This window comes from Pseudomonas sp. MHK4, from assembly GCF_054600775.1.
Map to the genome: position 1 here is coordinate 208,443 of NZ_BAAIAK010000005.1, position 19,534 is coordinate 227,976.

The 19,534-nt window shown below is 60.3% G+C and carries 18 protein-coding genes; 16 read left to right on the forward strand and 2 right to left on the reverse strand.

What is annotated here, in order from left to right:
• The first annotated feature begins 177 nt into the window (after positions 1-177).
• From ACYP2Q_RS15275 to ACYP2Q_RS15295, 5 genes are all read left to right on the forward strand, one after another.
• The gene (locus ACYP2Q_RS15275; protein ID WP_459731194.1) at positions 178-1,170 is read left to right on the forward strand and encodes a 2-dehydro-3-deoxygalactonokinase; all 993 of its coding nucleotides are present in this window, start codon (positions 178-180) and stop codon (positions 1,168-1,170) included.
• Between the two features lie 19 nt (positions 1,171-1,189).
• Positions 1,190-1,810, forward strand: coding sequence for a 2-dehydro-3-deoxy-6-phosphogalactonate aldolase (locus tag ACYP2Q_RS15280; RefSeq protein WP_459731195.1), 621 nt, complete (start codon positions 1,190-1,192; stop codon positions 1,808-1,810).
• Between the two features lie 48 nt (positions 1,811-1,858).
• Positions 1,859-3,007, forward strand: a complete 1,149-nt coding sequence (dgoD, locus tag ACYP2Q_RS15285; protein WP_150732360.1) for a galactonate dehydratase — start codon at positions 1,859-1,861, stop codon at positions 3,005-3,007.
• Between the two features lie 180 nt (positions 3,008-3,187).
• Complete coding sequence (locus ACYP2Q_RS15290) at positions 3,188-4,498, forward strand: MFS transporter (RefSeq protein WP_459731196.1); 1,311 nt, start codon at positions 3,188-3,190, stop codon at positions 4,496-4,498.
• 60 nt (positions 4,499-4,558) lie between these two features.
• Positions 4,559-5,362: an IclR family transcriptional regulator gene (locus ACYP2Q_RS15295; protein ID WP_459731197.1), complete on the forward strand. Its 804-nt coding sequence runs from the start codon at positions 4,559-4,561 to the stop codon at positions 5,360-5,362.
• On the opposite strand, the gene ACYP2Q_RS15300 is transcribed toward ACYP2Q_RS15295, so the two are convergent.
• On the reverse strand, positions 5,359-6,411 hold the full coding sequence (locus ACYP2Q_RS15300) for an NAD(P)-dependent alcohol dehydrogenase (RefSeq protein WP_459731198.1): 1,053 nt from the start codon (positions 6,409-6,411) through the stop codon (positions 5,359-5,361). The genes ACYP2Q_RS15295 and ACYP2Q_RS15300 overlap by 4 nt on opposite strands.
• Before the next feature lie 180 nt (positions 6,412-6,591).
• Here ACYP2Q_RS15300 and ACYP2Q_RS15305 point away from each other — a divergent pair, with 180 nt between their 5' ends.
• On the forward strand, positions 6,592-7,482 hold the full coding sequence (locus ACYP2Q_RS15305; protein ID WP_459731199.1) for an AraC family transcriptional regulator: 891 nt from the start codon (positions 6,592-6,594) through the stop codon (positions 7,480-7,482).
• 110 nt (positions 7,483-7,592) lie between these two features.
• Here the strand turns inward: ACYP2Q_RS15305 and ACYP2Q_RS15310 are convergent, their stop codons facing one another.
• On the reverse strand, positions 7,593-9,257 hold the full coding sequence (locus tag ACYP2Q_RS15310; RefSeq protein ID WP_459731200.1) for an electron transfer flavoprotein-ubiquinone oxidoreductase: 1,665 nt from the start codon (positions 9,255-9,257) through the stop codon (positions 7,593-7,595).
• Positions 9,258-9,804: 547 nt separating this feature from the next.
• Between ACYP2Q_RS15310 and ACYP2Q_RS15315 the strand changes: the two genes are divergently transcribed.
• The 10 genes from ACYP2Q_RS15315 (at position 9,805) to ACYP2Q_RS15360 (ending at position 19,355) form a co-directional block, all read left to right on the forward strand.
• A complete protein-coding gene (locus tag ACYP2Q_RS15315; RefSeq protein ID WP_007987229.1) occupies positions 9,805-10,554 on the forward strand; it encodes an electron transfer flavoprotein subunit beta/FixA family protein in 750 nt (249 codons plus the stop codon).
• Positions 10,555-11,484: an electron transfer flavoprotein subunit alpha/FixB family protein gene (locus ACYP2Q_RS15320; protein ID WP_046815974.1), complete on the forward strand. Its 930-nt coding sequence runs from the start codon at positions 10,555-10,557 to the stop codon at positions 11,482-11,484.
• A 197-nt stretch (positions 11,485-11,681) separates the two neighbouring features.
• The gene (locus ACYP2Q_RS15325; protein WP_459731201.1) at positions 11,682-12,509 is read left to right on the forward strand and encodes a substrate-binding periplasmic protein; all 828 of its coding nucleotides are present in this window, start codon (positions 11,682-11,684) and stop codon (positions 12,507-12,509) included.
• 9 nt (positions 12,510-12,518) lie between these two features.
• Positions 12,519-12,875 carry a DUF4398 domain-containing protein gene (locus ACYP2Q_RS15330; protein WP_459731203.1) on the forward strand — a complete coding sequence of 119 codons (357 nt, stop codon included), beginning with the start codon at positions 12,519-12,521 and terminating at the stop codon, positions 12,873-12,875.
• Entirely contained in the window at positions 12,872-13,684 is an 813-nt protein-coding gene (locus tag ACYP2Q_RS15335; protein ID WP_459731205.1) for an OmpA family protein, read from the forward strand. The genes ACYP2Q_RS15330 and ACYP2Q_RS15335 overlap by 4 nt, the downstream gene beginning before the upstream one ends.
• A 202-nt stretch (positions 13,685-13,886) precedes the next feature.
• Positions 13,887-15,326, forward strand: coding sequence for an aminotransferase-like domain-containing protein (locus ACYP2Q_RS15340; RefSeq protein WP_459731207.1), 1,440 nt, complete (start codon positions 13,887-13,889; stop codon positions 15,324-15,326).
• 90 nt (positions 15,327-15,416) lie between these two features.
• On the forward strand, positions 15,417-15,878 hold the full coding sequence (locus ACYP2Q_RS15345) for a translation initiation factor 2 (protein WP_459731208.1): 462 nt from the start codon (positions 15,417-15,419) through the stop codon (positions 15,876-15,878).
• Between the two features lie 165 nt (positions 15,879-16,043).
• Positions 16,044-16,298 (forward strand): YkgJ family cysteine cluster protein, encoded by a 255-nt coding sequence (locus ACYP2Q_RS15350; protein ID WP_459731210.1) that lies wholly within the window; start codon positions 16,044-16,046, stop codon positions 16,296-16,298.
• 41 nt (positions 16,299-16,339) lie between these two features.
• Positions 16,340-16,945 (forward strand): START domain-containing protein, encoded by a 606-nt coding sequence (locus ACYP2Q_RS15355; RefSeq protein ID WP_459731212.1) that lies wholly within the window; start codon positions 16,340-16,342, stop codon positions 16,943-16,945.
• A 310-nt stretch (positions 16,946-17,255) separates the two neighbouring features.
• A complete protein-coding gene (locus ACYP2Q_RS15360) occupies positions 17,256-19,355 on the forward strand; it encodes an LTA synthase family protein (protein ID WP_459731214.1) in 2,100 nt (699 codons plus the stop codon).
• Positions 19,356-19,534: the final 179 nt, after the last annotated feature.

Genomic DNA, 19,534 nt, shown 5'->3' on the forward strand with positions numbered 1-19,534 from the left:
GCCGGCTCCTACAGGATTGTGTATGTTTCAAATATCGCAGAAATCGTCGTCTGCGATTTTTTTTGCCTGACGTAATTTAATCCCAATATATGGGAGTTATATTTATATATTGAGATTTTCCCGCTTCGGGGTTTATAGTCCCGCTCACTCACTGCCAAAAACAGAACAGGTGAAGCGATGCAGGCGCAATTGATCGCGCTCGACTGGGGGACAACCTCATTACGTGCCTACAAACTTGCCGCGGGCGGCCAGGTGCTCGAACAGCGTTCGCTGTCGTCGGGGATCATGCAGTTGCCCAAGGCTGGGCGAATCATCAATGGCCACGATTGCGTCGACGGTTTTGAACTGGCGTTTGACGAGGCCTGCGGTGATTGGCTCGACGAACAACCCGACTTGCCGGTGATCGCCTGCGGCATGGTCGGCAGCGCCCAGGGCTGGCGCGAAGCAGCCTACTGCGACACTCCGGCGAACGTCGCCAATCTGGGTACCTCCCTGCAAACCGTACGCAGCATTCGCGGCGTCGATGTGCACATCGTGCCGGGTGTGATCCAGCGTTCGCGCCTGCCGAACGTGATGCGCGGCGAGGAAACCCAGGTGCTCGGCGTGTTGCAGAATCTGGCGGGCGAGGCGGGCGCCGATCTGCTGATCGGGCTGCCGGGCAGCCATTCGAAATGGGTGGAAGTGGCCGACGGCTGCATCGTGCATTTTGATACCTTCATGACCGGCGAAATCTTCGCCGTACTCAGCGAGCACAGCATCCTGGGGCGCACCCAGCAGCGCAGCGGGTCATTCGATGGCGATGCATTCGATCGTGGCGTGCAGGTGGCCTTGTCGACGGACGGCGAAATCGGTCCCTTGTCGACCCTGTTCAGCGCCCGCAGCCTCGGCCTGACCGGAGAACTCAGCGCCACGGCGCAAGCGGATTATTTGTCCGGCCTGCTGATCGGCCATGAGCTGTCGGCCCTGGCCTGTGTGCAGCGGCGTCGACGCAACAGCGTACATCTGCCCGCGATCATCCTGATCGGCAATGCCCAACTGTGCAGCCGCTACAGCCGGGCGCTCGACGCCTGCGGTTTTGCCCGGGTGACGTTGGCCGAGCAGGCCACCGAACGCGGCTTGTGGCAGCTGGCGCTGGCGGCTGGTCTGGTCGCGTCCAATCCAACTCGTTAAACCTGACTGGAGTCCTGACATGCTCAAACAAGCACTGGCGCAAAACGGTCTGATCGCGATCCTGCGTGGCCTGCGCCCGCAAGAGGCAGCCGCCATTGGCGAAGTCCTGTACGCGGCTGGATTTCGCGTCATCGAAGTGCCGCTCAATTCCCCCGAGCCGTACGAAAGCATCCGCATCCTGCGCAGTACCTTGCCCGCCGATTGCCTGATCGGTGCCGGTACGGTGCTGACGCCGGAGCAGGTCGAGCAGGTAAAAGCGGCGGGCGGCCAGGTGATCGTCATGCCCCACAGCGATCCCAAGGTGTTGCGCGCGGCGAAAGCGGCCGGCCTGTATCTGTCGCCCGGTGTCGCCACCCCGACCGAGGCCTTCGCGGCACTGGCCGAGGGCGCTGATGTGCTGAAGCTGTTCCCGGCCGAGCAGATGGGCCCGGCGGTCGTCAAGGCCTGGCTCGCGGTGCTGCCCGCCGGAACCCTGCTGGTGCCGGTCGGCGGCATCACCCCGGACAACATGCAGGTGTTCATCGACGCCGGCGTCAAGGGCTTCGGCCTCGGCTCCGGGCTGTTCAAGCCGGGCATGACCCCGGCGCAAGTGGCGGCCAATGCCAAGGCCTACGTCGCTGCCTGGAAAGCCCTTCGCTAAGAATTTTTTGGCGCTGCGTGCGCTGCATCTAACAAGAGAGACAAACAGATGAAAATCACCAAACTGACCACCTTCATCGTTCCGCCACGCTGGTGCTTCCTCAAGATCGAGACCGATGAAGGCGTGACCGGCTGGGGCGAGCCGGTGGTCGAAGGCCGCGCCCACACGGTCGCTGCCGCCGTTGAAGAATTGTCCGACTACCTGATCGGTAAAGACCCGCGCAACATCGAAGACATCTGGACCGTGCTCTATCGCGGTGGCTTCTACCGTGGCGGCGCGATCCACATGAGCGCCCTGGCCGGTATCGACCAGGCCCTGTGGGACATCAAGGGCAAGGCCCTGGGCGTGTCGGTCAGTGACCTGCTGGGTGGCCAGGTGCGGGACAAGATCCGCGTGTATTCGTGGATCGGCGGCGACCGCCCGGCAGACACTGCGCGTGCGGCGAAAGAAGCGGTCAGCCGCGGTTTCACCGCGGTGAAAATGAACGGCACCGAAGAGCTGCAGTTTCTCGATACTTTCGACAAGGTCGACCTGGCCCTGGCCAACGTCGCCGCCGTGCGTGATGCGGTGGGGCCGAACGTCGGCATCGGCGTCGACTTCCATGGCCGGGTACACAAGCCCATGGCCAAGGTGCTGATGAAGGAACTCGATCCGTACAAGCTGATGTTCATCGAAGAGCCGGTGCTCAGCGAAAACTACGAAGCGCTGAAGGAACTGGCGCCGCTGACCAGCACGCCGATCGCCCTGGGCGAGCGGCTGTTCTCGCGCTGGGATTTCAAGCGCGTGCTCAGCGAAGGCTACGTCGACATCATCCAGCCCGATGCTTCCCACGCCGGTGGCATCACCGAAACCCGCAAGATCGCCAATATGGCCGAAGCCTACGACGTGGCGTTGGCGCTGCATTGCCCGCTGGGCCCGATTGCCCTGGCGGCGTGCCTGCAACTGGACGCGGTCTGCTACAACGCGTTCATCCAGGAGCAGAGCCTGGGCATCCATTACAACGAGAGCAACGACCTGCTCGACTACGTGAAAGACCCGCGCGTTTTCGACTACGACAAAGGCTTCGTGAAGATCCCGAACGGCCCGGGCCTGGGCATCGAGATCAACGAGGAATACGTGATCGAACGCGCCGCCGTCGGCCACCGCTGGCGCAACCCGATCTGGCGCCATGCCGATGGCAGTTTTGCCGAGTGGTGAGTGCTCCCTGATCCCCTGTGGGAGCCAGCCTGCTGGCGATTCGGTCGGTACACCCGGCATGGATGGTGACTGACACACCGCCATCGCCAGCAGGCTGGCTCCCACAGTTAGATCTCCATGGACAGGGAGATCTGCGTTACCTGGTTTCGACCTCAATAAACATAAGAAGAGGCACTCCCCATGCAACCGCAAACCCTTACCGGGCAGGCGTCGTTGGCGGCGCCCAGCCGCAAGCGTTTTTTCATCATGGTGCTGTTGTTCATCACCGTAGTGATCAACTACCTCGACCGCAGCAACCTGTCGATCGCCGCGCCGGCATTGACCAGCGACCTGGGCATCGATCCAATCCACGTCGGCCTGATCTTCTCGGCCTTCGGCTGGACCTACGCCGCCATGCAGATTCCCGGTGGCTGGCTGGTGGACCGGGTGCCGCCGCGCATTCTCTACACCGCTGCATTGCTGCTGTGGTCGATTGCCACGGTCATGCTCGGCTTCGCCGGCAGTTTTATCGCCCTGTTCGTATTGCGCATGGCAGTCGGCGCCCTCGAAGCGCCGGCCTATCCGATCAACAGCCGCGTGGTCACCACCTGGTTTCCGGAGCGCGAGCGCGCCACGGCCATCGGTTTCTACACCTCCGGGCAGTTTGTCGGCCTGGCCTTCCTGACCCCGGTGCTGGCCTGGCTGCAACATGAATTCGGTTGGCACATGGTGTTTGTCGCCACCGGCGTGGTGGGCATTCTCTGGGCGGTGATCTGGTACGCGGTGTATCGCGAACCACGGGATTTCAAAGGCGCCAACGAGGCCGAAATCGACTTGATCCGCGAGGGCGGCGGGTTGGTGGATATCCAGGCCGAGCAGGCCAAGGTCAAGGCCAAGTTCAGCTGGACCGACCTGGGCATCGTCCTGACCAAGCGCAAGCTCTGGGGCATCTACCTCGGCCAGTTCTGCCTCAACTCGACGCTGTGGTTTTTCCTGACGTGGTTCCCGACCTACCTGGTGAAATACCGCGGCATGGACTTCATCAAGTCCGGCCTCTTGGCGTCGTTGCCGTTTCTGGCGGCGTTCGTCGGCGTGCTGTGTTCCGGGTACTTCTCGGACTTGCTGATCCGTCGCGGCTACACGGTAGGGTTCGCGCGCAAGTTGCCGATCATCAGTGGCCTGTTGATTTCCACTTCGATCATCGGCGCCAACTTCGTCGAGTCGACGCCGCTGGTGATTGCCTTCCTCGCGCTGGCGTTTTTCGGCAATGGCCTGGCGTCGATCACCTGGTCGCTGGTGTCGACCCTGGCGCCGGCGCGCTTGCTGGGGCTGACCGGCGGGGTGTTCAACTTCATCGGCAACCTGTCGGCCATCGCCACGCCGATCGTGATCGGCTTCCTCGCCAGCGGTGATTCCTTTGCCCCGGCCATCACTTATATCTCGGTGCTGGCGCTGATCGGTGCATTTTCCTACATCTTGCTGGTAGGCAAGGTCGAGCGTATCAAGTTGTAGTCGTGACCTGCGGGCGACCATAATGCCGCCCGTTCACTCGCTCAACGGTAAAGGCTGGATATGCAGGAAGACGCCCCAAAAATCGCCAAGGACGCCGCGCCGACTGGCACCCAGACCCTGCTTCGCGGTCTGGGTGTGGTCCAGGCCGTGGCCAGTGGCGCCCGCGACCTCAAGGAAATCGCCCGGTTGATCGGCACCACGCGCAGCACCACCCATCGCCTGGCCAGTTGCCTGGTGGACGAGCGCTATCTGCGGGTGGTGCCGCAGGTCGGTTATCTGTTGGGGCCAAAGCTGATCGAACTGGGGTTCCAGGCGCGCGAAGAATTGCCGCTGGTGACCCTGGCCGGGCCGTATCTGGATGAGTTGTCGGCGTTGACCGGCGACACCATTCACCTGGCCATTCGTGAAGGCGACGAGGTGCTGTACCTGCTCAAGAATCCGGGGCGCAACGGTCCCGAAATGCGCTCGCGTGTCGGCCATCGCATGCCGTTGGCGCGCACCGGGATCGGCAAGGCGTTGATGCTCGATGACTCGCCGCAGGAATGGCAGCGCCTGTACGAAGTCAGCCTGCCGGCAGGTGGGAAAAATCTGTTCTGGCCGCAGCACCCGGAGCAGTCCTGGGAGCAGTTTCAGCAGCGCATGGTCGAATACGTGGCTGGCGGCTACGCCTTCGACCTGGAAGACAACGAACCGTCGATCCGCTGCGTGGCGGCGCCGATCCGCGATGCCAGCAAACGCATCGTCGCCGGCATCAGCATCGCCAGCACCGTGCCGTACATGCCCCTGGAAAAAATGGCCGAGCTGATTCCCCTGATCAAAGGGGTCACGGCCCGGCTGTCGGCGGAGCTTGGCCTCAAGGTTTAAACCTTGAGGGTCGCCATGTCGATGACGAAGCGGTACTTCACGTCACCGGCGATCATGCGCGCGTAAGCCTCGTTGATCTGGCGGATGTCGAGCATTTCGATGTCGCAGGTGATGTTGTGTTCGGCGCAGAAATCCAGCACTTCCTGGGTTTCGGCGATGCCGCCGATCAAGGAACCTGCGAGCACGCGACGGCTCATCACCAGTTTGCCGGCGTGCATGGGTGGATCCACCGGCTCGATCAAGCCCACCAGGATGTGCACGCCATCGAAACGCAGGGTGTCGAGGTAGGGGTTGAGGTCGTGCTGCACCGGAATGGTGTCCAGCAGGAAGTCGAAATGTCCCGCCGCGGCCTTCATCTGTTCGGCATCGGTGGACACGATGACGTGGTCCGCGCCCTGGCGACGGGCTTCTTCGGCCTTGCTCGCCGAACGGGTGAACAACGTCACTTCGGCGCCCAGGGCCTTGGCGAACTTGATGCCCATGTGGCCCAGGCCGCCCATGCCGAGAATGCCCACCTTGTCGCCGGCCTTGACGCCATAGTGCTTGAGTGGCGAATAGGTGGTGATGCCGGCACACAGGATAGGCGCGGCGCTGGCCAGGTCGAGTTTTTCCGGAATGCGCACCACGAAGTGCTCGCTGACCACGATGCTGTCGGAGTAGCCGCCCATGGTGTTGCTGCCATCGACGCGGTCAGGGGTGGCGTAGGTCATGGTGGGACCCGCGAGGCAGTATTGCTCGAGGTTGGCCTGGCAGGCGTCGCAACTGCGGCAGGAGTCAACCATGCAGCCGACGCCGACCAGATCGCCTACTTTGTGTTTAGTGACATTCGCACCGACGGCGGTAACTTTGCCTACGATTTCGTGGCCGGGCATCAAGGGGTAAACGGCAATGCCCCATTCGTTGCGGGCCTGATGGATGTCGGAGTGGCAAACGCCGCAGTAGAGAATCTCGATCGCGACGTCGTCGAGCCGTGGGCTGCGGCGTTCGAATTTTATCGGGGCGAGGGGCGTGGTGGCCGACTGGGCGGCGTATCCGATGGCGGTGTACATGGTGAACCTCGCAAAAGCGCTAACAGGTGAGGTGGCGCATTCTGGGCACCGGACCCCATCGCGGCCATGGCGATTCCTCCGGGTGTCATGCCTATTCCTCCGGCATCCGCCCTTGATCGATCGCATTGGCGATCAGACCTGCGATGATGTTTGCATCCCTTTTTCCGTGAAGCTTTTTGAATGCTGTTAACACGTCACCTTGATGCCAACGCCGCGCTGGTTTCGCTGATTGAGCCGCTATCGACGCGCGACGGTTTCGTCCCGACCGCGTTGCCGGGCGTGCAGGTTCTGCGCGCCAGTTGCGATGTGGCCCGTGGCCCGCAGATCTATGAGCCGAGCCTGGTGATCATCGCCCAGGGCAGCAAACTCGCGTACCTGGGCCCCCGCACCCTGGAGTACGGGGCAGGGCATTATCTGATTCAGGCGCTGCCGGTGCCGTTCGAGTGTGAAACCTTTGCCGCGCCGAGCGGGCCAATGTTGGGTGTTTCTGTTGCGATCGACCGGGTGATGCTCGGTGAGTTGGTATTGGCGATGGGCCTGGCGCCGGGGCGGCATATTCCGGCACAAACACCGGAGTCCATGACCTCGGCGGTGCTTGATGACGCCATGCGCGGATGTGTCGAGCGGCTGTTGCGTTGCCTGCACGATCCGCTGGAATGCCAGATCATGGGGCAAGCGCGCTTGCGCGAGTTGTTGTTCGTTGCCTTGCGCGGTCCGCAGGCGGATGTGTTGCGCGCTCTGGTCGAGCAGCAGGGGCAATTCGCGCGGATCGCGGCATCCCTCAGTCATCTGCATGCGCACTACACCGAACCGCTGAACGTCGAGACTCTGGCCAGTTGCGCCAACATGAGTGCGTCGACGTTTCATGAGCATTTCAAGCGCAGCACCTTGCTGTCGCCAGTGCAGTATCTGAAGCGATTGCGTTTGCTTCGGGCGCAGCAGTTGTTGCTGGGCGAGGGGCTGGGCGTGGCGCAGGTGGCGCATCGGGTGGGGTATCAAAGCACGTCGCAGTTCAGTCGCGAGTACAAGCGCTACTTCGAGCGTAATCCTGGCGACGAGCGCGCAGCCTGATCCACCGCATTTCCCTTGTAGGAGCCAGCAAGCCGGCTCCTACGGAGGATCATTAATTACAGGCAACAAAAAGGCCCCCATTTCGGGAGCCTTGATGTTCGCGGTTCGGCTTACATGTTCGGGTAAGTCGGGCCGCCAGCGCCTTCCGGCGTCACCCAGGTGATGTTCTGTGCAGGGTCCTTGATGTCGCAGGTCTTGCAGTGAACGCAGTTCTGGGCGTTGATCTGGAAGCGCTTCTCGCCGTCTTCCTTGGTGATCACTTCATACACGCCGGCCGGGCAGTAACGCTGGGCGGGTTCGTCGTACAGCGGCAGGTTCTTGCTGATCGGGATGCTTGGGTCGGTCAGCTTCAAGTGGCACGGCTGTTCTTCTTCGTGGTTGGTACCGGAGATGAACACCGAGCTGAGTTTGTCGAAGCTGATCTTGCCGTCCGGTTTCGGGTAGTCGATCTTCTTGCAGTCGGCCGCCAGTTTCAGGCACGCGTAATCCGGCTTGGTGTCGTGCAGGGTGAACGGCAGTTTGCCGCCGAAGATGTTCTGGTCCAGCCAGTTGAAACCACCACCGACGATCGCGCCGAACTTGTGGATCGCCGGGCCGAAGTTACGGCTGGCGAACAGTTCTTCGTGCAGCCAGCTGTTCTTGAATGCGTCGACGTAAGTGGTCAGCTCTTCGGTGCCATCCTTATCTGCGAACAGTGCGTCAGCCACGGATTCAGCGGCGAGCATGCCGGACTTCATCGCGGTGTGGCTGCCCTTGATCTTGGCGAAGTTCAGGGTGCCGAGGTCGCAACCAATCAGCGCGCCGCCCTTGAAGACCATTTTCGGCAGCGAGTTCAGGCCGCCCTTGCAGATGGCGCGGGCGCCGTAGCTGATGCGCTTGCCGCCTTCCAGGTACTGCTTGAGCACCGGGTGATGCTTGAGGCGCTGGAACTCGTCGAACGGCGACAGGTAGGTGTTGCTGTAGGACAGGTCGACGATCAGGCCCACGACCACCTGGTTGTTTTCCAGGTGATAGAGGAACGAGCCACCGGTGTTCTCGGTGCCCATGATGTCCATCGGCCAACCGGCGGTGTGCACCACCAGGCCTGGCTGATGCTTGGCCGGGTCGACTTCCCAGATTTCCTTGAGGCCGATGCCGTAGTGCTGGGCATCAGCGTCGGTATCCAGGTTGAAACGCTTGATCAGCTGCTTGCCGATGTGGCCGCGGCAACCTTCGGCGAACAGTGTGTACTTGCCGCGCAGTTCCATGCCCGGGGTATACAGGCCTTCTTTCGGATTGCCTTCGCGGTCAACGCCCAGGTCGCCGGTGATGATCCCGCGAACCACGCCGTTTTCGTCGATCAGGGCTTCCTGGGCGGCGAAGCCCGGGTAGATCTCCACGCCCAGGTTCTCGGCCTGCTGGGCCAGCCAGCGGCACAGGTTGCCCAGGGAGATGATGTAGTTGCCTTCGTTGTGCATGGTCTTGGGCACAAAGAAGTCGGGGATTTTCTGCGCGCTTTCAGCGTTTTTCAGTACGAAGATGTCGTCGCGGGTGACCGGCGTGTTCAGCGGCGCGCCGAGTGCCTTCCAGTCCGGAAACAGTTCGTTCAGGGCCCGTGGTTCGAACACCGCGCCGGACAGGATGTGAGCACCGACTTCGGAGCCTTTTTCGACCACGCAGACGCTGATTTCCTTACCGGCTTCGGCGGCCTTCTGCTTCAATCGGCAGGCAGCGGAAAGACCAGCGGGGCCGGCACCGACGATGACCACGTCGAATTCCATGTATTCGCGTTCCACAGGTTATCTCCTACTCAAGGCTCAACAGTTTTTTTTCTAATGTGGAGGTTGGGTGTCGCATCCGTGAATCCCTGCGTTACGCCGGGAGAGGACAATCGATTAACCACCTTTCTCTTTGGTGGCGCATTATATCTACACCACTCTCAGCGTCCAATACAAACGTTTGTTTGAAATGGCTCCAAGCCAGAGAAATCAAAGTCACCCGGCTTATGAACGGCCATTTTGGCGTATTGACCGGAATAGGTGTTCCGGTCAAGATACGGTCGGTTTTGCGCTCGCCGTAGGCTGACTGTTGGTTTCAAGAGCACCTCTAAAGACAGGGCGATGGCAGTAGAGAGTGATGCGCTGCGCTTGCTTGATGCGCAGTTTACACGCCGCGATGTTGAATGACTCCTCAGTCACCACTGACGAACGGTCATACAGATCATGAGCGATGGTCACTTGACACCTTTGCCGGCGTTTTTGGAGGTGCCCTTGCGCCCGATGAGCATCAACCGCCAGGTTCGCCTAGGCGACTTTCTTTTCACCGGAGAGTAACGAGGAATCCATGAAGGTTCTTGTAGCTGTCAAACGCGTTGTGGATTACAACGTGAAAGTTCGCGTCAAGGCGGACAATTCCGGCGTCGATCTTGCCAACGTCAAGATGTCGATGAACCCGTTCTGCGAGATCGCCGTGGAAGAAGCCGTACGCCTGAAAGAGAAGGGTGTTGCGACTGAAATCGTCGTCGTCTCCGTCGGCCCGTCCACCGCTCAAGAGCAACTGCGCACCGCGCTGGCTCTGGGTGCCGACCGCGCCATCCTCGTCGAGTCCGCCGAAGACCTGACCTCCCTGGCCGTTGCCAAACTGTTGAAAGCGGTTGTCGACAAGGAACAGCCTCAGCTGGTGATCCTTGGCAAACAAGCGATCGACAGCGACAACAACCAGACCGGTCAGATGCTGGCTGCACTGAGCGGCTACGGTCAGGGTACTTTCGCTTCGAAAGTCGAAATCAGCGGCGACAGCGTTGCTGTAACTCGCGAAATCGACGGCGGCGCGCAGACCGTTTCCCTGAAACTGCCGGCCATCGTCACCACCGACCTGCGTTTGAACGAGCCGCGCTACGCGTCCCTGCCAAACATCATGAAAGCCAAGAAGAAGCCTCTCGAAGTGCTGACTCCGGACGCTTTGGGCGTTTCCACCGCCTCCACCAACAAGACCGTCAAAGTCGAAGCGCCGGCTGCACGCAGCGCGGGTATCAAGGTCAAGTCGGTGGCTGAACTGGTCGAGAAACTGAAAAACGAAGCGAAGGTAATCTAAATGACTATCTTGGTTATTGCTGAACACGACAACAAAGTGCTGGCCCCGGCCACGCTGAACACCGTTGCTGCCGCCGCCAAGATTGGCGGTGACATCCACGTTCTCGTTGCAGGCCAGGGCGCTGGCGCCGTGGCTGAAGCCGCTGCGCAAGTGGCTGGCGTGAGCAAAGTACTGGTAGCTGATAACGCTGCCTACGCTCACCAACTGCCGGAAAACGTCGCTCCTCTGGTTGCAGAGTTGGGTAAGGGCTACAGCCACATCCTGGCTGCCGCCACTTCCAACGGCAAGAACATCCTGCCGCGCGTTGCCGCTGCGCTGGACGTTGACCAGATCTCCGAGATCATCTCGGTAGAAAGCGCCGACACCTTCAAGCGTCCGATCTACGCCGGTAACGCCATTGCTACCGTTCAGTCGAACGCTGCAGTGAAAGTGATCACCGTGCGTGCCACCGGTTTCGACCCGGTTGCCGCGACCGGTGGTTCGGCGGCTGTTGAAGCCGTTGGCGCTGCCCACGACGCTGGCATCTCCAGCTTCGTTGGCGAAGAGCTGGCCAAGTCCGATCGTCCGGAACTGACCGCTGCCAAGATCGTCGTTTCCGGCGGCCGTGGCATGCAGAATGGTGACAACTTCAAACACCTGTACGCCCTGGCCGACAAGCTGGGCGCTGCCGTCGGTGCTTCGCGCGCCGCAGTCGACGCAGGTTTTGTACCCAACGACATGCAGGTCGGTCAGACCGGCAAGATCGTTGCTCCACAGCTGTACATCGCGGTCGGTATCTCCGGCGCGATCCAGCACCTGGCCGGCATGAAAGACTCCAAAGTGATCGTTGCGATCAACAAGGACGAAGAAGCGCCGATCTTCCAGGTGGCCGATTACGGCCTGGTGGCGGACCTGTTCGAAGCCATCCCTGAGCTGGAGAAGCTGGTCTAATCCGGCTGCTTCACTTATAAAGAGCCCGACCCTTTGGTCGGGCTTTTTTTTGCTCTTTCTTTCTGTAGGAGCGAGCTTGCTCGCGATGGACGTCAACGATGACGCGCGCATTCTGCATGAACGCGGCGCATTTGAGACCATCGCGAGCAAGCTCGCTCCTACAGGGATATACACGGTCTCAACGGGAGAGTATTGCCATGGATCTGCGTCTTGCGTGGAGCTTGCTGGGATTGATGCTTTTGCCGACGCTGTCCGTCGCCGCCGGAAAATGCGAACGCCTGGTGGTCACCGGCAGCCCGGATGCCCCACCGTACCTGTGGCAAGACCCGCAAAATCCCAAACACCTGATCGGCGCCAGTGCCGACCTGTTGCAGCAGGTAGCTGGGCAGTTGGGGATCAAGGTCGAAATGCTCTACGCCGGCAAACGCGCCCAGGCCCTGGACGAAGTACGCAGCGGGCGCATGGATATGCTCGCCGATGCACCTTTGACAGTCGCTGAACTGGAATCCCTGGATTACATTCATCCACCGTTGCTGGAAAACGACTACCTGGTCTGGACCCGCAAGGATTCGTCGCTGGTCTACAACGAAGTCCAGGACCTGCACGGTCATTCGGGCGCTTTGTCGGAAAAGTCTCGATTGACTTCGGCATTCAGCACTTTCGCCGAGCAGCAGTTGACCCTCACGCGTACGCCAAACCTGACCCAGGCCTTTCAGAAACTGCTCTTGGGCGAGGTGGAATTTGTCCTGGCCGGGCGCTACTCCGGCATGGCAATGGCGCAGACGTTGGGCATGGCCAATGACCTGATCGCCCGTGAGCGACCGGTCGACAAACCTGGACTGTTCCTGGCGGTTTCCCATAACTCCGCCTGCAACGATCCGTGGTTACGCGGACAGCTGGCCAAAAAGATGACAGAATTGCCCGCGTCCGGACTGACGGAGGCCACGCTGTTGCGCAATATCGAGCGCTGGAATGCTCAACTTTCTCAACGGCAGAAACAACCTGTCAGTGCCCCAAAACAGTAAGGATTTTTAGTGAGTATCCGATCTCTTTTCGCTGCCCTGGCCCTTTTGGCCCTGGCGGGTTGTGCAGCCGATCCGGCGCCGAATGAACAAATGCGCCTGACCGAGCAGGTACTCGAGCAAGCGAAGGCCGTGGGCGCCACTGCCGACGAAGTGCCGGAAATGAAACTGGCCGAAGACAAGTACAACCGCGCCAAGGGCAGCATGGCCGACCAATCGTTCAGGAATGCGCGGATGCGCGCCGAACAGGCCGAGCTGGATGCGCGCCTGGCTGAAGCCCGGGTCCTGACCCTCAAGAGCGAAGAGCAACTGAACGTGCTCAATGCCCGTATCGCCCGCCTGCACAAGCAACTGGGAGATGCCCAATGAGCCTCAAGACCCTAACCCTCGGCGGTTTGATCCTGGCCGGCTGCATGAACCTCTATGGTTGTGCCGGTCAGCACAGTGAAGCGGCCTTGCAGCAGGCCGGTGCTGATTTCCAGAAGGTCAAGGAAGACTCCAATGTGTTGCGCATCGCTCCAAAGGACGTGATTCGTGCCGGTGAATCCCTGGCTCGTGCCGATCGGTTGTCCAGCTACTGGGGCAGCGGCTCGGACGTGGTGCATTACGCCTACCTGAGCCAGCGCTACAGCGAAATCGCTCGTGAGCACACCAACCAGGTGCTCAACGAAGAGCGCGCAGCGAAGCTCGAACTGGAGCGTCAACGCCTGCAACTGGCGCTGCGCGAATCCAAGCTGTTCAGCGTGCAGCAGCAGGGCAAGTTGCTCGAAGAACAGATTGTCGCGCTGGCGACCACCCAGACGGATCGTGGCCTGGTGATGACCCTGGGCGATGTGCTGTTCGACACCGGCGAAGCTGAGTTGAAAAACTCGGCCAATCGCGTGGTGCTCAAGATCGTGCAATTCCTGCAGCTCAATCCCAAGCGCGTGGTGCGGATCGAGGGCTACACCGACAGCACCGGTGGTAAACAGGACAACCTCAAGTTGTCGCGGGACCGCGCTCAATCGGTGGCTGATGTCTTGATGGATCTGGGCATCGACGACAAGCGCATCCAGGTTGAAGGCTACGGCGATGAATTCCCTGTGGACGTGAACGCTTCCGAGCGTGGCCGTGCGCAGAACCGTCGGGTGGAAATCGTGTTTTCCGACGAAAAAGGCCAGTTGGGCGCCGCCCGCTAAAGGTTGCGTCAATTGGAAACCCGGCCTGCCATGTCAGCGCCGGGTTTTTTTATGTCTGCCAAATATCTCGCAAAACAGTACAGTTCTTGCTGACACTGCACTGTACTGTCGACTATTGTGGCAACTGTCCCAGTACACTTCTAAACTGTTCCGGTATTGTTTCACACAACAATAATATGCCCGTGTAATCGAGTGCTGCGTCATGACCAACCTCTTGCTCTACCAACGTATTGCTCAGCAACTGGCCGAAGACATCCGCCGGGGTGTCTATCAACCGGGAGAGCGCGTGCCTTCGGTGCGCAAGATGAGTTCGCAGCTCAACGTCAGCCATGCCACGGTGCTGCAGGCGTATGCCAACCTTGAAGATCAGGGGCTGATCCGCGCGCGGCCGCAGTCCGGTTACTACGTGCACCAGACCCCGGCGCTGACCGCGCCGACCCCGGACATCGCCCGGGTCGAACGTCCAGGCCTGGTCACCCGCAGCAGCATCATCCAGCAGGTGTTGGTCGAATCGCGCCGCGAAGGCGTTTTTCCCTTGGGCGCCGCGGTGCCCAGCGTCGACTATCTGCCGGTGCGGGCGCTGCATCAGCAATTGGCCAAGGTCACCCGGTTCCATAGCCCGCGGGCTTTCAGCTACATGTTCAGCCCCGGTTTCGAACCCTTGCGCCGACAGGTGGCGATCCGCATGCGCGATGCTGGCGTGGTGGTCGACCCCTCGGAAGTGGTGATCACCCACGGCTGCGTCGACGCCTTGCAGATGTCCCTGCGGGTGCTGACCCGGCCCGGTGACCTGATCGCGGCCGAGTCGCCGACCTACTACGGTTTGCTGCAGTTGGCCGACCTCCTGGGCCTCAAGGTCATCGAAATTCCCAGCGACCCGTCCACCGGCATGAGCCTGGAAGCCCTGCAATTGGCGGCCAACCAATGGTCGATCAAGGCGCTGGTGCTGACCACTCGTCTGAGTAATCCGTTAGGTGGCACCATGCCTGAAGAGCGGCAGAAACAGCTGCTGCGGCTGGCGTCGGACTTTGATATCCAGATAGTCGAAGACGACATCTACGGCGAGCTGATGTTCGAGCAGGGCCGCACCAAATCGCTCAAGGCCTACGACCGGCTGGATCGGGTGATCTATTGCTCCAGCTTCTCCAAGACCCTGTCGCCGGGGGTGCGGATTGGCTGGATGATTGCCGGCAAGTACCAGCAGGAGATCCAGCGCCTGCAGACCTTCAGTACCCATTCGGCCTGCAGCGTCACGCAGATGGGCATTGCCGCCTATCTGGAAAACGGTGGTTACGACCGCCATTTGCGGTACATCCGCCAGGAATACCGCAAGAACCTCAGCGCCTTCCAACTGGCCGTTCAGCAGTATTTCCCTGAAGGCACGCAGATGACCCGGCCTACCGGCGGGTTCATTTTGTGGGTGAGTCTGCCGGGACGGGTCAATACCCAGGACTTGCACGTGCGAGCGTTGCAGCAGGGCATCAGTATCGCGCCGGGGCTGATCTTCAGTAACACCGAGCAGTTCAATCACTGTATCCGGCTCAATTGTGGCATCCCGTGGAACCGCGAAGCCGAACGTGCGTTGATGACCCTGGGCATGCTTGCCACCCAGCTCTGCCAGGAGATGGCCGGCGGCTTTTGACCGGGCGGTTTCGGTCCGAGCTTGTCACGGGGCGCGCAACAGGCGAGCATATGCACCTCTGTCGTTTTCGCCGTTTGCAGCGTTGGGTACATGAAGCCGATTTTTCCTGCCGTCTGGCTGTTGATCTGCCTGTTAGTGAGTGTTCAGCCGGCGTCTGCGGAGGCCGAACCCGTGCAGGAAAAACCCACCGCCAGCACTCCGAAAAAAACCACACCTGCGAATATAACCGCACCGGCGAAAAAGACCGCCGCGGTGAAAAAACGCCCGCCGGTTGCGGCCAAGTCAAAACCGGCCAGCGAGGTGGTGAAAACCCCGATACCGTCTGCCAACCTGGATTTGAGTTTGCCCAAGGACATGGTCGAAGAGCTGAAACCGGTCGGTACAGTGCCTTTGCCCAAGCGCGAACCGGTATTGCCGGAAATGTTCGGCGACAAAAATAACCAGTTCCAGATCAACGGCAAGCTGATCAATAACGAAATGCAACTGCAACTGCGTAACGAAGAACGCCGTGAAGTCGAAGGCGCGGCGCTGGAATTCGAATTCAAGCGGTAAATCCCGCCTTTGCATGACCCGCCAGCCAGACGCTTGGTCGGAGACTGCCCGGTCACGCGCGCTTGCGTGTAAAAACCCTTGGCCGAGTAATTTAAAACAACTGTTTTAGCGGTTACTCTGTGTCCCGTCCTTTAACACATTGCTCGTTGCGAGGAGCTTTTCGTCATGAAATGCCGTGAGGGCTGCGGCGCCTGCTGCATCGCCCCTTCCATCAGTTCGCCGATTCCCGGTATGCCCCATGGCAAAGCCGCTGGGGAACGTTGCCTGCAGCTATCTGCCGAAAACCTGTGCAACATTTTCGGTAAACCCGAGCGCCCGGCGGTGTGTTCGGCGTTCGAGGCGGACGTCGAGGTGTGTGGCGGCAGCAGCGAAGAGGCTATTCGCTTGATTGGCTGGTGGGAGCAAATGACGGCCGCGTGATGTGTTCTACGAACGGAACTTCAACAATAAGGAATAAGATTATGGGTTCGCTGCATCGTATGGCTGTGTTGTGTGGTTTGACGGCTGTCCTGGCCACTTCGGTCGCCCAGGCCGAAGACTGGAAGGTCGCCAAAAATGAAGACGGCATCAAGATATCCCTGAGTGAAGTGGCCGGCTCCGACTACAAGGCCTATCAGGGCGTCACCCTGATGAAGACCACCGTGGCCAAACTGCGCGCATTGCAGGAAGACGTGGTTGGCACCTGCGCCTGGATTCACGAGTGCAAGACCCAGAAGTTGCTCAAGCGCGAAGGCGATCAGAGCTGGACCTACACCCAGTTCAATACGCCATGGCCGGTCACGCCCCGTGATTCGGTGGTGCACATCACCACGACTGTTGGCGCCGATGGCAGCCTGACCCGCAAGCTCGAGGGCGTACCGACATACCTTCCTGAAGAAAAAGGCTTTGTCCGGGTCGCCAAGGTCGACGGTTTCTGGAAGTTCGTACCCAAGGGCGATCAGGTCGAAGTGACCTACCAGGTGCATACCGAGCCGGGCGGCAGCGTGCCATCGATGGTGGCCAACAAGTTTGTGGTTGATGCTCCGTTCAATACGTTGAAAGCCCTGAAAGAGCGCGCCGAGAAGTAAAGCCGATCGAAAGATCGCAGCCTCTGCAGGAGCTGCCGAAGGTTGCGATCTTTTGACGTTGAAGCCCCCCAACCGCCATCGAAGTCTGGAACCTTTATTGTGTTTCCAGATATTCGTTGCACAAAATTTTCACAAAGCCTCCAAGACAATTCGCCCGCGCCGCCATCGACGAACAGTAATCAATGGCAATGCCGCGATTGATCGTGCAACATTTGCGCACCGCGCAAACCCCGGGGCCGAGTACCGGCCAACAGAGGGCAGGGCGCAGCTGTATTTTCGAAACTTCAACTTCCAAGGTCCTAAAAACGACATGGCAATCCCGGACGCCCTGAGTCAGAAGCGAGCATCGAGTCGCTTGCTGCAACCGACCGTCAAATCGCATCTGGCCTACACGCTGTTGTGCGCTCTGGTCATGATGGTGATGTTTTCCGCACTGCGCCTCGCGCTGCTGGTCTACAACCGCGAAATGATCCTCGATACACCGGCCGCGACTTTTTTCGAAGCATTTGCCAATGGCTTGCGTTTTGACCTGCGCCTGGTGGTCTACCTGAGTGTTCCGCTGGTGCTGGCGCTGGTCAGTGCCCGGGCCATGGCGGCGCGCGGGATCTTGCGCTTTTGGCTGACGGTGACCTCCAGCATCGCGCTGTTCCTGGGCCTGATGGAGATGGACTTCTACCGTGAATTCCACCAGCGCCTCAACGGGTTGGTCTTCCAGTATGTGAAGGAAGACCCGAAAACCGTGATGAGCATGCTCTGGTACGGTTTTCCGGTGGTTCGCTACCTGCTGGCCTGGGCCTTGGGTACCTGGATCCTGAGCCTGGCGTTCAAGGGCGCCGACCGTGCGACGCGTCCTCGTGGCCCGTTCAGCGGCGGCAGCATCAGTACCCGTCAGGTTGCTCCCTGGTACACGCGCGCCATGGTCTTCGTGGTGTGCCTGCTGATCTGCGTGGTTGCGGCCCGCGGCACCTTGCGCCAAGGCCCGCCCATGCGTTGGGGTGATGTCTACACCACCGATTCCAACTTCGCCAACCAGTTGGGCCTCAATGGCACCCTGTCCCTGGTGGCGGCGGCGAAGAGCCGGATGTCCGAAGATCGCGACAACATCTGGAAAGCCACATTGCCGCAACCTATGGCGCAGCAGACCGTGCGCGACCTGCTGGTGATGAAGGACGACAAACTGGTGGATAGCGAGACCGCCGCCGTGCGTCGCGACTACACACCGCCGTCGGACAAGACCCTGCCGATCAAGAACGTCGTCGTGATCCTGATGGAAAGCATGGCCGGCCACTCGGTGGGTGCATTGGGTGGGCCGGGCAACATCACGCCGTACCTCGACAAACTGTCGAAGGAAGGGCTGCTGTTCGACCGCTTCTTCTCCAACGGTACACACACCCACCAAGGCATGTTCGCCACCATGGCCTGCTTCCCGAACCTGCCGGGTTTCGAATACCTGATGCAGACCCCGGAGGGCAGCCACAAACTGTCCGGCTTGCCGCAGCTGCTCAGCGCTCGCGACTATGACGACGTGTATGTCTACAACGGCGATTTCGCCTGGGACAACCAGTCGGGTTTCTTCAGCAACCAGGGCATGACCAACTTCATCGGGCGTAACGACTTCGTTAACCCGGTGTTCTCCGATCCGACCTGGGGTGTGTCCGACCAGGACATGTTCGACCGTGGCCTGGTTGAGCTCAAGGCCCGCGATGGCAAGGACAAGAAACCGTTCTATGCCTTGCTGCAAACCCTGTCCAACCACACGCCATACGCCTTGCCGAGCCCTTTGCCGGTTGAGCGTGTGACCGATCGCGGCAGCCTGAACGAACATTTGACGGCCATGCGTTACTCGGACTGGGCACTGGGACAGTTCTTCGAAAAGGCCCGCAAGGAGCCGTACTTCAAGGAAACCCTGTTTGTCATCGTCGGCGACCACGGTTTCGGCAACGAGCGCCAGATCACCGAAATGGACCTGGGCCGTTTCAACGTGCCGATGCTGATGATCGCGCCGGGCATCCAGGAGAAATTCGGCACGCTCGACCACACCGTTGGCACTCAGGTCGACATCGTGCCGACCATCATGGGCCGAATCGGTGGCGAAGTGCGTCATCAGTGCTGGGGCCGCGACTTGCTCAACCTGCCTGAGGGCGATACAGGTTTTGGCGTGATCAAGCCATCGGGCAGCGAGCAGACCACCGCGATCATCACCGCGGACCAGATCCTGGTGTTGCCGAAGGACAAGGACATGGAGCCGAAGATGTACCAGTACGAACTGGGGGCTACACCTCGTGCCGTGGTGGTTGCGAATGCACCGCGTACCGCTGAGCTTAAAACCAAGCTCGAAGCCTTCCTGCAAACGGCAACCAAGAGCCTGATTGATAACACCGCCGGTGTGGTTGACGGCAAGCCGGACTGAATCGCCAGTCCATGACGACGAGGTTCGGTTGAGCCAAGGCCAACCGAGTGTCGAGCCGGTAATCAAAATCCGATGCCTGTACTGGCATCGGATTTTTTTATGCCCGACGAGAAGGCGGTGTGCCGCGTCGCGGGCTTGCACCTGTCAACTCTGACAGTAGACAGCCTCGGTGTTCGAGG